Annotated in this window: 13 protein-coding genes; 9 read left to right on the plus strand and 4 right to left on the minus strand. The window is 65.1% G+C overall.

Annotation, left to right across the window (positions count from 1 at the left end):
* Positions 1-3: 3 nt before the first annotated feature.
* The gene (locus FPZ24_RS15870) at positions 4-2721 is read right to left on the minus strand and encodes a TonB-dependent receptor (RefSeq protein ID WP_186728912.1); all 2718 of its coding nucleotides are present in this window, start codon (positions 2719-2721) and stop codon (positions 4-6) included.
* A gap of 232 nt (positions 2722-2953) precedes the next feature.
* Between FPZ24_RS15870 and FPZ24_RS15875 the strand changes: the two genes are divergently transcribed.
* The 3 genes from FPZ24_RS15875 to nagA are packed head-to-tail and all read left to right on the plus strand — an operon-like array spanning position 2954 to position 5893.
* Positions 2954-3691 carry a GntR family transcriptional regulator gene (locus FPZ24_RS15875; RefSeq protein WP_146574638.1) on the plus strand — a complete coding sequence of 246 codons (738 nt, stop codon included), beginning with the start codon at positions 2954-2956 and terminating at the stop codon, positions 3689-3691.
* A 7-nt stretch (positions 3692-3698) separates the two neighbouring features.
* Entirely contained in the window at positions 3699-4733 is a 1035-nt protein-coding gene (locus FPZ24_RS15880) for an SIS domain-containing protein (RefSeq protein ID WP_205012845.1), read from the plus strand.
* Positions 4730-5893: an N-acetylglucosamine-6-phosphate deacetylase gene (gene nagA / locus FPZ24_RS15885; protein ID WP_146573625.1), complete on the plus strand. Its 1164-nt coding sequence runs from the start codon at positions 4730-4732 to the stop codon at positions 5891-5893. Before FPZ24_RS15880 ends, nagA begins: the two co-directional genes overlap by 4 nt.
* On the opposite strand, the gene FPZ24_RS15890 is transcribed toward nagA, so the two are convergent.
* Both FPZ24_RS15890 and FPZ24_RS15895 read right to left on the minus strand, forming a co-directional pair.
* The gene (locus FPZ24_RS15890) at positions 5875-6846 is read right to left on the minus strand and encodes a cupin-like domain-containing protein (protein ID WP_146573628.1); all 972 of its coding nucleotides are present in this window, start codon (positions 6844-6846) and stop codon (positions 5875-5877) included. The genes nagA and FPZ24_RS15890 overlap by 19 nt on opposite strands.
* A gap of 39 nt (positions 6847-6885) precedes the next feature.
* The gene (locus FPZ24_RS15895) at positions 6886-7341 is read right to left on the minus strand and encodes a DUF983 domain-containing protein (RefSeq protein ID WP_146574640.1); all 456 of its coding nucleotides are present in this window, start codon (positions 7339-7341) and stop codon (positions 6886-6888) included.
* Positions 7342-7500: 159 nt separating this feature from the next.
* Here FPZ24_RS15895 and FPZ24_RS15900 point away from each other — a divergent pair, with 159 nt between their 5' ends.
* Genes FPZ24_RS15900 through FPZ24_RS15915 form a run of 4 tightly spaced genes read left to right on the plus strand, consistent with a single transcriptional unit; the run spans position 7501 to position 10687 of the window.
* Positions 7501-8088 carry an RNA polymerase sigma factor gene (locus FPZ24_RS15900; protein ID WP_240047519.1) on the plus strand — a complete coding sequence of 196 codons (588 nt, stop codon included), beginning with the start codon at positions 7501-7503 and terminating at the stop codon, positions 8086-8088.
* A gap of 10 nt (positions 8089-8098) precedes the next feature.
* Entirely contained in the window at positions 8099-8731 is a 633-nt protein-coding gene (locus FPZ24_RS15905; RefSeq protein ID WP_186728914.1) for an anti-sigma factor, read from the plus strand.
* Positions 8728-9981 (plus strand): S8 family peptidase, encoded by a 1254-nt coding sequence (locus FPZ24_RS15910; RefSeq protein WP_146573634.1) that lies wholly within the window; start codon positions 8728-8730, stop codon positions 9979-9981. Before FPZ24_RS15905 ends, FPZ24_RS15910 begins: the two co-directional genes overlap by 4 nt.
* A 22-nt stretch (positions 9982-10003) precedes the next feature.
* On the plus strand, positions 10004-10687 hold the full coding sequence (locus FPZ24_RS15915) for a TorF family putative porin (protein WP_146573636.1): 684 nt from the start codon (positions 10004-10006) through the stop codon (positions 10685-10687).
* Positions 10688-10711: 24 nt separating this feature from the next.
* On the opposite strand, the gene FPZ24_RS15920 is transcribed toward FPZ24_RS15915, so the two are convergent.
* Positions 10712-11065 carry a hypothetical protein gene (locus tag FPZ24_RS15920; protein ID WP_146573638.1) on the minus strand — a complete coding sequence of 118 codons (354 nt, stop codon included), beginning with the start codon at positions 11063-11065 and terminating at the stop codon, positions 10712-10714.
* Positions 11066-11279: 214 nt separating this feature from the next.
* On the opposite strand from FPZ24_RS15920, the gene FPZ24_RS15925 reads away from it, so the two are divergent.
* Positions 11280-13541, plus strand: a complete 2262-nt coding sequence (locus tag FPZ24_RS15925) for a TonB-dependent receptor (protein WP_186728916.1) — start codon at positions 11280-11282, stop codon at positions 13539-13541.
* A 125-nt stretch (positions 13542-13666) separates the two neighbouring features.
* Positions 13667-14365: a TetR/AcrR family transcriptional regulator gene (locus FPZ24_RS15930; protein ID WP_146573642.1), complete on the plus strand. Its 699-nt coding sequence runs from the start codon at positions 13667-13669 to the stop codon at positions 14363-14365.
* Positions 14366-14404: the final 39 nt, after the last annotated feature.

The following is a 14404-nucleotide window of genomic DNA, read 5'->3' on the forward strand; positions in this document are numbered from 1 at the left end:
AGGTTAGAAGTGGACCTTGCCGCCGACCCAGAAGGTGCGGCCGTTATTGTAGTAGGCGCGCGGGATCGAGGGATCGCCGACGAAGTAGTACAATTTGTGGTTGAGCAGGTTCTGCGCGTCGGCGGTCAGCGCGAACCACTTGGTCACGTTGACCGTCAGCGAGCCGTCGAGCGTGCCGAAATCGTCCTGCCACATCGGGGTCGCGCGATCGATGCCCGAGCGGAACTTCGACCGGAACGTATAGGCGAAGCGCGTCGAGATCAGCGAGTTTTCGAAATAGGCCGTGACGTTGAATGTGTGCTTCGAATTGCCGTCGATGACATCGCCGTTAGACGCCTTGGCATCGGCGTAGGTGTAGTTCGCAAGCAGGCCGAAGCCGCCATAGATCGGCTGCTGCCAATTGACTTCGACGCCCTTGTTGGTGCCGCCCGGACCGTTGACCGGGCCGGTGATCAGGAAGTTCGCGCCCGCCGGGTGCTGCTGCGTGATCAGGAACTGGGTCGAGGTCGAGGTCGTGATGTACGACGAGATGTCGAGGTAGAACAGGTTGACCGAGAGCAGCGACGACGGCGCGTAATACCATTCGGCCGCCGCGTTGAAGCTCCAGGCACGGTACGGGTTGAGGTTCGGATTACCCCCGGCGTTACCCGTCAGCGCGAGATCGCTGACGGTGAAGGCGCCGGCCAGCTGGGCGTAGCCGGGCCGCGTCATCACGCGCGCCACGCCGGCGCGCAGCAGGAAGTTGGGTGTCGCGTTGAAGGTGAAGTTGGCGCTGGGCAGGATATCCCAATAGTGCCGCTTGACCGTGACGGTGCCGCACGTGCCGCAGAACGGCGTGACCGTGTTGGCGACCGCGGCGTTCGGCGAATATTGCAGCGTATTAAGGTCGGTATAGACCGCCCGCACGCCGATATTGCCGCGCCAGTTGCTGTCGTTGCCCAGCTTGGCCATGGCATAGACCGCGCTGGTCTTTTCCTTCACCGAGAAGCTCGCCTGCGGATAGAAAGCGAACTGACGGCCACCCTGCGTGGCGAGCGTCGCCAGCGTCTTGTCCTTGTCCGCGACCGAATACGGCGGGAAGTCGATCAGACCGTCGAGGAAGTTGCTGGGCGTCAGTTGGCCGTTGAACACCGTGCCGAGGCCAACCGTCTTGGTCCCCGAATAGGCCCCGTTCCCGGCCCATGAATAGGCGGTGTAGTTCACCTCGCGCTTATGGTCGGTGAAGCGGCCGCCGATCTTGATCGATTTCAGGAAATCGCCGTCGAACTTATAGTCGAGATCGGCTTTGACATACGTTTCGGTATCCGGCGACAGGATCTTCCCGCCCCACGACCAACTGTAATAATTGTTGAGATACGCGGCCGATTTCGGATCGGTCGGCAGCCCCGGATAAGTGACGTTCGCGCCCTTGCCGGCGTTGGTGTAACTGACCCCGGTATCCCAATAGGTTTCCCACGCGAACGTGTCGGTCGTAGCGCCCTCGCCCTTGGTATAACCGACTTCGCCCGACAGGGTCAGACGCTCGGTCGGATTCCACTTGGCGTCGAGGTTGATGACCCAGGTCGATGAATAGGCGTCGCGGAAGATGTCGTCCTGGACGCGGCCCTGCACCGCGGCGCCGTTCGTCGTCGTCGCGTTCCACGCCGCTTGCGTCAGATAGCCGTTGGTGACCTTATAGCTGGCCAACGCATAGGCCGGCGTGCCGGGGGTCGAGTTGTTGGCGATGACACGGCTGATCCATGCCATCGAGTTGCGGTTGACGTTGTTGGCGTCCATCCGCGTGTAGATCGCGTTGAGGTTCACTTCGAACCGGTCGTCCGGCTTGTACTGCAGCGCGATCGTGCCGCCCTTGCGGACGCGCTTCTGCGTGAAATAGGCGGCGCCGATCAGGTTCGGCGCGGCGACCATCTGGCCCGAATTGGCGAAGTTGGTATAGGTCGTGTAGCCGAGAAACTCTTGGCCATCGCGGCGGAATTCGCGCTCCTGATAGAAGCCGGCGATCAACATCCCGAACGTGCCGGCCTCGTTCTTCCAGCTGTAGAGGCCCGAAACCTGCGGGCGCCACTTGGCCGACAGGTCGTTATAGTTCGCCTGCGCGGTCAGGCTGAACGAATTGGCCTTGAGCTCGAGCGGCTTGCGGCTCGACAGGTTGATCGTGCCGCCGATGCCGCCTTCGGGCAGGTCGGCCTGGGAGGATTTGAACACTTCGAGCTTACCGACGATTTCGGACGGCAACAGGCTGAAGTCGAAGCTGCGCCCGCCCGAAGTCTGGTCGAGCACGAACCAGTCGCCGGTCGCGACCGAATGGCCGTCGAGCAGGGTCAGGTTGAGCGTCGGGTCGGTACCGCGGATCGACACCGACTGGTTTTCGCCGAAACCGCCGGCATTCGCCGATCCGGTCACGACGTTGACGCCGGTCAGGCGGCCGAGCGAGTCGGCGACATTCTTGTCGGGAAACTTGCCGATGTCCTGCGCAGTGACGACTTCGGAGATGATGTCGTTATTGCGCTTGGTCGCAAGCGAGGCGGCGATCGACGAGCGGATACCGCTGATGACGATATCGTCGCCTTGATTGTCGGTCGTCGTGGTTTGGCCGTCACCGGTGCCGGTGGAGGCATCGACCGTGGCGGCCGGCGCCGTCTGCGCGGCGGCCGATCCGGCCATCCCGATCGCGAGCGCACTGGCGGTGCAAATGAAGAGCGCCTTGTGTGACTTGACCATTGACCGTCCCCTTGTCGCTGGAATTGGGTCTAACCAAAGCAGGACCAATTCTCATTTTGTCTCGCCGGACGGACGCGATTACGCCCGCACAGCCCCTTTGCGAATCGCATAAGGCGCCAATGGTCATGAAAATGCAATACCAAAATTAATACCACTGCATCTTTTTGGTATTTTGGTATTGAAATGGCATTATTTGCCGGTCATAAGGATTCGCAACAAGGGGATGCTGACGATGTTCGTCGATCGAGTCGGAAGGCTGCCGGCCGGGGATACCGCGCCGCTGTACCAGCAGCTGCAGCGCATGCTGCGCTCGGCGATCGAGCGGCAGGTGCTGGCTCCCGACGAGGCGCTCCCGCCGGAACGTGATCTCGCCAACGCGTATAACGTGTCCCGCGTCACCGTGCGCAAGGCGCTGGACGGTTTGGTCGATGCACGACTGCTGACTCGGCGACAGGGTGCCGGAACGTTCGTCGCGGCACGTGTCGAGAAGAATTTCGCGACGATTTCGAGCTTCACCGAAGACATGCACTCGCGCGGCCGCGTGCCGCATAGCGAATGGCTGGCGCGCACCGAAGGCACCGTCGCGCCCGAGGAAGCGATGGCGCTGGGCCTTAGCCCCGGCAGCCAGGTGTACCGCTTCACCCGCATCCGCTATGCCGACGGCGTGTCGATGGCGCTCGAATATGCGACGGTGCCGGCGAGTTCGCTGCCCGGCCTCGATGCGGTGACGGAGTCGCTCTACGACGCGCTGGGCGCCGACCGCCCGGTGCGCGTGCTGCAGCGCTTCCGCGCGGTGCTGTTTACCGACGAACAGGCCGAATTGCTGAATATCGACCGCAATTCAGCGGGATTGGAGATCGAACGCCGCGGCTACACGCAGGACGGGCGGACGGTCGAGTTCACCAAATCCTGGTATCGCGGCGACGCTTATGATTTCGTCGCCGAACTCAACGTGCCGCCCGCGAGTTGATGAGCGCATGACGATCGCGCCCGACCAGACGTTGATGTTCGCCGAAGCTGCCGAGGCCGGCGCCGTCGTCGCGCGCCAGGCGATGGTGCAACGCGACGCGCGTGCGGCGCTGATCGAGGCGTTGCGCCGCGATCCACCGCGTCTCGTTGCGACGCTGGCGCGTGGCAGTTCGGACAATGCCGCGACGGTGGCGCGATATCTGATCGAAACGCATTTGTGCCTGTTGACCAGTTCCGCGGCGCCGTCGGTCGCGTCGGTCTATGACGCCGCGCCCGATTATGACGACGTGCTGATGCTGGCGATCTCGCAATCGGGTCGCAGCCCGGACCTGATCGCGGCGGCCGAAATGGCGAAGTCGCACGGCGCGCGATTGGTCGCGTTGGTCAACGACGACGACGCACCGTTGGCAGCGACGGCCGATTTCTTCCTGCCGCTGGCCGCCGGCGCAGAGCGGAGCGTGGCCGCGACCAAATCGTTCGTCGCGAGCGTCGCAGCGCTGCTCTACCTGATCGCCGAATGGTCGGACGACGAGGCGCTGGTCGCCACACTTGCCGATCTTCCGATGCAACTCGACGCCGCGTGGGCGCTCGACTGGTCCGCCGCGCTCGAACCGCTCCGGACGGCGAGCAACCTCTATGTCGTCGCGCGCGGCCCGGCATTCGGGATCGCGCAGGAAATGGCGCTCAAGATCAAGGAAACCTGCGGCTTCCATGCCGAAGCGTTCAGCGCCGCCGAGGTCCGCCACGGCCCGATGGCGATCGTCCAGCAGGGGTTTCACGTTCTTCTGCTCGGCCAGGACGACGAATCGCGCGACAGCGTCGCCGACCTCGCGCCCGACTTCGCCGCGCGCGGCGCGATCGTCCTGCACGCCGGGATCGGCGACGCGCCCGGCCTGCGCCTACCGTCACTCGACGCGCATCCTGCCATCCAGCCGCTGTTGCTGGTGCAAAGCTTCTACCGCCTGGCCAACGCCGTCGCCGTCGCGCGCGGCCGCGATCCCGACCGACCGCCGTTCCTGGCCAAGGTGACCGAAACGGTATGAGCCGCACCGCCCTTGTCAACGGCCGCGTGCTGCTGCCCTCCGGCTTGCGCGACGGCATGTGCGTCGTGATCGGCGACGGCGAGATCCGTGCCGTGTCGTCCGAAGCGCCCGCCGACGCGCGGACCGTGGATCTGAAGGGCAAGACGTTGCTGCCCGGGTTCATCGACACGCAGGTCAACGGCGGCGGGGGCAAGCTGTTCAACGACGACCCCAGCGTCGCCGCGATCCGGACCATCGCCGAAACGCACCGCCGTTTCGGCACGACGGGGTTGCTGCCGACGCTGATCAGCGACGATCTGTCGGTCGTCGAAGCCGGCATCCGCGCGGTCGATGCCGCGATCGAGCAGGGCGTACCCGGCATCCTGGGCATTCATATCGAGGGGCCATTCCTTGCGAAGGCGCGGCGCGGCATCCACTCGGCCGACAAGCTCCAGCCGCTCAAGGACGAGTATCTCGACCTGCTGACATCGGCGAAGCACGGCAAGACGCTGGTTACGCTCGCGCCCGAATGCGTGACGCCCGAGCAAATCCGGCATCTCGTCGCGAAGGGCGTGATCGTGGCGGCGGGGCATTCGGACGCCCGCTACGAGATCGTGCGCGCCGCGATCGAGGCCGGCATCACCGGCTTCACCCATCTGTTCAACGCGATGTCGCAACTCGCCAATCGCGCGCCGGGGATGGTCGGCGCGGCGCTGGAGGACGATGCGACGTTCGCCGGGATCATCGCCGACGGCTACCACCTCCACGCCGCGACGTTGCGCGTGGCGGTACGAGCGAAGGGCGCGCACCGGCTGATGCTCGTCACCGACGCGATGCCGAGCGTGGGGACCGACGATACCGGCTTCATCCTGCAGGGCCGTGAAATCTGGCGCGATGGCGATACGTTGCACGGCGCCGACGGCGTGCTCGCCGGATCGACGCTGACGATGGCGGGTGCGGTACGCGGGATGATGGCGCGGGGCCGCGTCCCGCTGGCCGCAGCGGCGGCGATGGCGGCGACGACGCCGGCGGCGTTCCTGGGGCAGAGCGATCAACGCGGCGCGATCGCGGCAGGGATGCGGGCCGACTTGGTGTTGGTCGATGACGATCTAAACGTGATCGAAACCTGGATCGGCGGCGAGACCAGTGCTGCCTCCGCGGATCAGCGCGCCATCATCTGACCGAGCTGACGCCGCACGCGTTCCTTGCTCGCTTCGCTCAACTCACCGCGAATACCGCGTTTGTCGGGCGCCAGATGCTCGGGCGGCGGGCCGAACACGAAATGCTCGAACATCGCGCGCCACGCCTCGCGCTGATTGGCGGGCAAGTCGCCGAACGCCAGGATGGCGTGGACCATCGTATCGATCGGCGCGAGACCCGGCTGGCGCGGGGAGGCTTCGTCCCACCAATAATTGACCAGGATGCCGATCGCGTCGAGCGACCGGACATGGTGCCACCACATATGCGGGATGAACAACGCATCGCCGGGCGCGAGTTCGACGACGCGCGATTGCGCCATCGCCTCGGCCGCCAGCGGAAAAAGATCGAAATCGGGCTCGTCGGGATCGAACAGGCTGACCGGCGTCCCGGCCGGCGTGAACTCGAACGGGCCGATATAGAGGTTGCCGACCTGGCCGGGCGGAAACAGCCGGAAGCGCCGCCGCCCCGCCGCGACCACCGCGATATTACTGTTCATGTCCTGGTGCGTCGCGACGCGGACGCGATTGCCGATCCAGATTCGCGGCGCCACGCCCGACGGCACGAGGGCGATGCCGTTCGCCGCCTCGAACCCCGGCAGCGCCTCCGGCACCATCACCGCTTGCGCCGCGATACCAGGCGGATCGCTCTGTCCGGACGCTGCCGACAATTGCGCGAACAGGCCAGCGAGCGTTCCCGTCCTGCGATCGAAATCGAGCTTCGACAGATCGGCATCGTACGTCAGCCGTCCCTCGGCGCTGGGTGGCGCGTTGACGATGCTGACCGGCGCGCCGGTATCGAACTGGGCGAGATACGCGAACGGATCGCTGGCTTTGACGAGCGGCCAGTCCGCCGCGATGCCGCGAAACACCACGGGCTCGTTCAGCGCGCTCAGATCGACGGCTTCGCCTGTTGGGATTTCACGGATCGCCGGCATCGCGCCGGGATAGGGCGGCGGCGGCCGAAATGCACCGTATTATTGATCGAAATCGCTACGACCACGCTCGGTGCCGTGGAGCGACGACCACAGCCCCTGTGTCCCCGCTTCCTGCGCACGGTTGACGAATTGCGACGCGACCAGCCAGCCCTTGATCGGCCGCAGCGGCGCGAGAGTGCCGATCGCCATGAAGGGCACCGACGTCACCAGATGCACCCATAAAGGCGGATCGAACGCCACCTGTATCCACACGACCAGCGCGATCAGCGGCAGCGCGATGATGCAGAGCGAGAAGAAGGCCGGGCCGTCATCGGGCGCAGCGAAGCGATAATCGAGCCCGCAATGATCGCACGTGTCGACGATCTTGAGCCACGACCTGAACATCTTGCCGACCCCGCAGCGCGGACACAGTCCGTGCCAGCCGCAATGCATGATCCACGCGAACTTCTGCTTGCCGGTGGTGAGGGGCGGCGCACTGGGCCGATCGCTGTCCATGCCGGCGACATAGGCGCGCGTGGCCGCGATTCCCAAGCAAAAGAAGCAATCATATTGATCGCTTTCGACGCGCATCGCGTGCCGCCCTGGACCGGTTGAACCGATCGCATGGTTCGCTGAACTAAGCTAAGCATGGGGGCTGGAAACAAGGAGCACGGCGTGCGGTCGCTTGCGGCTCGGTCGAATGCGGCCGAGCGTCGTCACGTTCACGACCTTCAGCTGATCGCGCGCATCAGCGACGGCGACGTCGCGGCGTTCGAAGAGCTATATCGCGCCTATCACCCCGGCATGACGCGGTTCGTCGCCAACCTGGTGCGGCGGCCGACGATGATCGCGGAAGTGGTCAACGACACGATGATGGTGGTGTGGGAAAAGGGCGGCAGCTTCAACGGCGCGAGCAAGCTGTCGACTTGGATGTTCGCGATAGCCTACCGCAAGGCGATGCGCGCGCTACGGCGGCTGGACGAAGCGGTGGAGGATACGCAATCGGACAAGCGCCCCGCGCTCGATCTGACGCCCGAGGAAGCGAGCACGCAATCGCGATCGAGCATGTTGCTGGCCGATGCGATGGCGTCGCTGTCGGACGACCACCGCACCGTGGTCACCCTCACCTACTTCCACGAAATGGACTATCGCGAGATTGCCGGGGTGATGGGGTGCCCGGTCGACACCGTTAAAACGCGTATGTTCCACGCCCGCCGGCATCTGCGCCGGATATTGGGCGGCGAATTGGCGGATTGGGTTTAGGATGATGACGATGGGAAAGCTGGTCCACCTCCACGGCGACGCGCACGAGCAAACGCTCAAGCTGCTGCCCTGGTATCTGAACGACACGCTCGACGACGCCGAGGCGGCGATGGTCGAAGCGCATCTGGCCGAATGCCCGGCATGCCGGCGCGAGACGGACAATGAGCGCGGCTTGCGGACCGGCGTCACCAGCCTGGGGGTCGATGTCGATCAGGGCTGGGCCGCGATCGCGCGCAAGATCGACGGTGCGGAGGCCCCGCCGGTGCGGCACGCGCCGATGTGGCGGCAGCGAATCGGACTAGGCTGGGCGGCCGGCGGCGCGTTGGCAGCATCGGTGGCGACGGTTGCCGTCGTGTCGTTGGCGCCGATCCAACCCGCCAGTCCGTATCATGCGCTCGGGACCCCGGCCACGCCTGGCAAGGTCGAGGCCAACGCCATCATTCTGTTCGCGCCGAGTGTGTCGGCGGGCGACATGCGCAGCGCGCTGACCGCCGCAGGCGCACGGATTACGGACGGCCCGTTGGCGAGCGGCGGCTATATGCTGCGGATCGAGCCGGGCCGGCGCGCCAGCGCGCTCACGCAGCTGCGGGGACGAAGCGGCGTGGTGATGGCCGAGCCGCTCGACTCACCGACGCCGCAATGATCTGGCGGTGGTTCTTTGCGCTGTCGGCGGTGCCGCTGCTGTTCGCGACCGGCACGGCGCCGGCCAAGAACGTCGCGACGCGCGTCGACGCGACCGATGCCGTTCGCCCGGCACAAGTGCTGGTAATGCTGCGCCTGCCGCCGCTGCACTTACGCGGCGGGGCAACCTATTCGGGTAGCTATGGCGACGCTGCATCGCAGGCGGCGCGCCGACGGATCGCGAACGGCATCGCCAGGAAATACGGCATGCGGGTCGCCGAAAGCTGGCCGATGCCGTTGCTGGGCGTCGATTGCTTGGCGCTCGATTTGCCGCCCGGCCTGTCGGTCGATGGGGCGATTGCCTTACTGTCGCGCGACAAGGCCGTGTTGTGGGCGCAACCGGTCCAAACCTATGAAGGCCGTGGCGCGCCGGCGACGAGCGACCCGCTCTATCTCGCTCAGCCGTCCGCCAGCGCCTGGCGCCTGTCGACGCTACATAGCTACGCGACCGGGCGCGGCGTGCGCGTCGCGGTAATCGACAGCAAGATCGAGCTGACGCACCCGGACCTTGCCGGGCAATTCAGCGTCGATGCGGATTTCGTCGGCGGCCGCGTGCCGCTCGCCGAACGCCACGGCACGGGTGTCGCCGGCGTCATCGCGGCGAAGGCCGATAACGGCATCGGAGTCGCCGGGGTGGCACCGGCCGCGCGGCTGATGGCGCTGCGCGCATGCTGGGAATCGACCAGCGGCACGCGGCCGACATTGTGCAGTACGCTGAGTCTCGCGAAGGCGATCGAATATGCGATCGATCACGACGCCCAGATCATCAACCTCAGCCTCAGCGGCCCGCCCGACCCGTTGCTCGACAAGCTGATCGATGTTGCGTTGACGCGCGGCATTTCGGTCGTCGCGGCCTATGACGGCGCGGCGCTGAAGGGCGGGTTTCCCGCGTCGAAGCCCGGCGTGATCGCGGTCACGGACGAATCTTTACCGGCTTGGCCGGCGACGGTGTACGGTGCCCCCGGACGCGACATTCCCACCACGGAGCCTGGCGGCAAATGGTACATCGTCAACGGCAGCTCCTATGCAGCGGCGCACGTCGCGGGGCTGATCGCGCTCGCCCGGGAACGGCGCAGCGGCGCCCGCATGCGGATCGCGCTCAAGCCCAACGGGCGGATCATCGACGCCTGCGCGACGCTGGTCTCGACCTCGCCCTCCTGTGACTGCGAATGCGCGATCCGACGAGCGCAACAGGCGCGCGGCAAGTCCTGAGCGACCCCACCTGCGTTTAATATTGCCAGTCGCCGCAGCGATCGCCGCCATGCTCGCGGTGCCGCCCGCGCATGCCCAAGTCTCCGGCCGCGTATCGATCGACAGCCAGTATCGCAGCCGCGGCTACCAAATCACCGACGCCAGCCCGGTCGTAACCGCGGCGATCAGCTACGACGACAGATCGGGCGCCTATGCGAGCGGGGTCGTCATCGCCGGCGTCGAGGATTCGGACATCGGCATCGCCGGTTACGAAGCAACCCTGGGCTATGCGGCGCGAGTGACACGCGCGTTGTCGATCGAGGCCGGCGTGCAGCGAACGGCCTATGCCCGGCGGACCGGCGAGCGGCTCGCTTTGGCCTATGACGAGCTCTACGCCGGGCTGACGTTCCGCGCGATCACGGCGCGTATCTATTATTCGCCCGATTATCTGCGTCCGGGCCGTCGCACGCTGTATACGGAGGTCGAGGGGAGCCTTCGCGTGCTGCCCAAGCTGAACGTCAACGCCCATGTCGGCGCTCTCACTGATCTCGGCACCCCGCCGCCGTTCGTTGCACGCTCCAGGATCGACTGGCGCGTCACGGTCTCGCGATTGCTCGGACCGTTCGAACTCTATGCCGGCCTGTCGGGTCGCGGACCCGGCGCCGATTTCTACGCGCGGACCAGAGGCCGCGCGGTCGCGACCATCGGGGCTGCCTTCGCGTTCTAGTCGCCGACAGACGCCTGACCTTCGTCAGGCTAGCCGACGCGCGTTCGCCATGACTTGCGTGTGGATCGGCGCCCACCACGCAGCAGTGGCGTCGATCGAACTCTCCCACCAATCCAGCAGCGCGATATCGCCGAACCGCATGGCGTCGGTCCGTAAGGCGCGGGCCGCACCAGCCTGAGCCTTGCCGAACGCAGCCGCTTTTTCCGGGACCAGTCGGCCGAACTCGGCCAGCGGCTCGCGGCCGGGAGCGCCGAACATCGCCATCCGCGCGCCGATCACCGCCTGCGACGCCGCCAACGTCTCGGCGATCGTCAGCGACAGGCGCCACATATCGAAACTCGCCGTCACGAAACGATCGATCGCATGGTCGTGCTTCATCGTCATTGCTCCCGGTCGTGAGCCTGGCAGTTAGGGGCGCGCGCTGCAGTGCACAATCTTCACGAACGCCTTTTTCGACACTGCCGTCGGACACCTGTGACATCTTCGCCACAATCTTGATTGATGAATGAATGAATATTGACACGAGAGTGAGCGTCTGTATTTTTCGGCGCTCCACGCATCCGAGAATGCGATGATTTTTTGGGAGGGTTCGATGAAGGCAGGTTTCTGGCTATCGGTTTCGGTCGCCGCATTGATGAGCTCGGGTGTCGCGCACGCGCAGACCGCCCCCACCACCGATCCGACAGCGGCCAGCGCGCCCGATGCGCAGACCGGCACCGACACGCAGGACGGCGATATCGTCATCACCGCCGAGCGCCGCTCGACCAGCCTTCAGCGTACCCCAGTCGCCGCCAGCGTCCTCAACGGCGAAGACCTCGTTCGCAAGAGCATCAGCACTGTCGAACAGTTGCAGTTCGCGACGCCGTCGCTGACCGTCAACACGTCGGGTCAGTCGAACAGCTTCAACATCCGCGGTATCGGCAAGACCGAAATCACCAGCTCGATCGGCGTCGGCGTCGTCACCTATCGCGACGGCGTGGCGACATTCCCGGGCTATTTCCAAACCGAACCCTATTACGACATCGCCAGCGTCGAAGTGCTGCGCGGTCCGCAGGGCACCTTCGCCGGTGGCAACGCGACCGGCGGCGCGGTGTTCATCACCGAGAAGAACCCGGACACGAAAGCCGTCAACGGCTACATGCTGGCGCAGTACGGGAACTATAACGACTACAAGTTCCAGGGCGCGATCAACCTGCCGATCAGCAGCACCCTGGCGCTGCGCGTGGCCGGCAACTACGAAAAGCGCGACACCTTCTTCAAGGTGACCGGGCCGTGGACCGGCAATCCGGGCAACCTCGATTCGTTCAGCACCCGCGCCAGCCTGTTGTGGGAGCCGGATTCGCACCTGCGCGTGCTGATCAAGGGCGACTATAACAACGTCATCTACGGCGGTTTCCCCAACACCCCGGCCTATTTCAACCGGGGCACGGCGGCGGCGCCGATTTTCGTTGCCAACAATTCCGATCCGTTCAACGTCACCAGCAACGCGTTCCTGACGGGCAAGGACGAGTTCGGTCGCGTGTCGGCGAACATCAGCTACACGTTCGACAGCGGCCTCATGATCCGCTCGATCTCGGCTTATCAGAACGGCACCACGCAGGAGACGCTCGACGCCGACGGCACCGCGACCGGCAATCCGGTCATCGCGCCGAGCGGCAACCAGACGTTCCAGGATTTTGCGCGCGAGCACATCTGGTCGCAGGAATTCAACATCGTCTCGCCCGACAGCAACCGTTTCACCTGGTTGCTCGGCGCGTACGTCCAGCGTGACAGCTATCGTTTCCCGCCGAACGGCGGCTATCGCTCGCTGAGCGACACCGGGACGCTGCGCTCGCTCGAGATCATCGGCACCAACCCCCACACCGCGCTCGCCGGGTTCGGCCAGATCGGGTACAAGCTGACCGACAGCCTGCAGGTTACGCTCGGCGGCCGCTGGTCGCGCACCACGTCGCGCAACGATGCCACTTATCCGGCCACGTTGTTCGTCGGGATTCTCGTGCCGGTGACCATCAAGCAGAACGATTTCTTCTCGAGCAGCAACGTCGATGGCAAATTCGCCATCAACTGGACGATCGACTCCAACAATTTCGCTTATGCCTTTGTTGCCACCGGCACCAAGGCCGGCGGACTGAACGGCTCCAATTTCTTCGGCGTGACACCGCGCGCGTTCCGGCCGGAACGGGTGACCGACTATGAAATCGGCTACAAGGGCACGCTGATGAACGGCCATCTGCGCACGCAGATCGGCGGCTATTACAACGTGTACAAGAACTTCCAGGTCTCGATCGTCGATCCGGCGACACCGAACTACAACTCGATCTTCAACGTGCCCAATCCGACCAAGCTTTACGGCTTGGAAGCGTCGGCGCAGGGTTCGTTCGGCGCGTTCCAGTTCGACTTCTCGACCTCGATCTCCCATTCGGAAGTCGGCAAGTTCTTCGCGCGCGATCCGCGCATCGGGACGACCGGCACGTGCGATCCCGTAAACGGTCCGGGCAACGCCACCTGCCTCAACCTCGACGGCCGTCGCCAGACCTATTCGCCGCAATTCACGGTGAGCGTCGGTGCGCAATATGCCATCCCGCTCGGCACCGGCGTGACGCTGACGCCGCGTGTGGACTACGCGCACATCTCGAGCGTGTGGGCGACGTTGTTCCAGCGCGCCGATCTGGGCGACTATCTGCCCCAACGGAATATCGTGAACGCGCAGCTGACGCTGAACACCGGCAAGTGGACGATCGGGGCGTACAGCACCAATCTGACCGATCAGCATTATATCAGCTCGCTGAACGGTATCCGCCGCATGGCCGCTCCGCCGCGCCAGTACGGCGTGCGCGCCAGTTTCTCCTTCTGACCTAAGGGGGCGCCCGCGCGGGATCGGCAGGGCCGGGTCGCGCGGGTGGTTTTTCGGCCGAGTGCTGGCGTCCGTCGTCAGGATCGGCGACAGGGGTTGGGCAGGCATACCGGGGGCCGGGGTTGATGACGACCGAAGTGAAACCGAAACGGCGGACCAAGGCCGAACAGCGCGCCGAAAGCCTTGAGCAGATTCTCGACGCCGCGGAGTATCTGTTCGCCGAACATGGCCTGCACGGCGTGACGCTGAAGGATGTCGCCAAGCGCGTCGGCGTCCACACCTCGCTGCTGCATTACTATTTCGACGACAAGAAAGCCCTGTTCGACACGGTGGTCGCACGCCGCGCGCCCGTGACGATCAAGCGGCGGATGGACGCGCTCGACGCGTACGAGCGCACGTGCGGCGGCAAGCCTACGGTGGAGGGCGCGCTCCACGCCTTTCTCGACAGCGATCTCGAATTGTTCAGCCAGACCGACGAAGGTTGGCGGCGTTACGGCCAGCTCGGCGCGCTGATGAGCAATGCCGCGGTATGGGGCGCCGAGTTGATGGACACGCACTTCGACGAAGTCGTGTTGCGGCTGATCGGCGTGCTCAAACGTGCGCTGCCCGATTGTCCCGAAGAGGATTTGTTCTGGGGCTATCACTTCGTCAGCGGCGCGCTGATGCTGACGCTGGCGCGCACCGGTCGCATCGACAAATTGTCCGGCGGTTTGTGCCGGTCGGACGACTTCGCCGCCGTGAAGGCGCGCATGGCGGATTTCATGGCGGCGGGGTTCATGGGCATCTGCCAACAACGCGCCCGGGAACGCGCCGCCAAGGCCTGATACACGGTCGTTGACCTGTCCTGGCGGATCGCCTTACGC

The organism is Sphingomonas panacisoli, assembly GCF_007859635.1.
Lineage (GTDB): Bacteria > Pseudomonadota > Alphaproteobacteria > Sphingomonadales > Sphingomonadaceae > Sphingomonas > Sphingomonas panacisoli.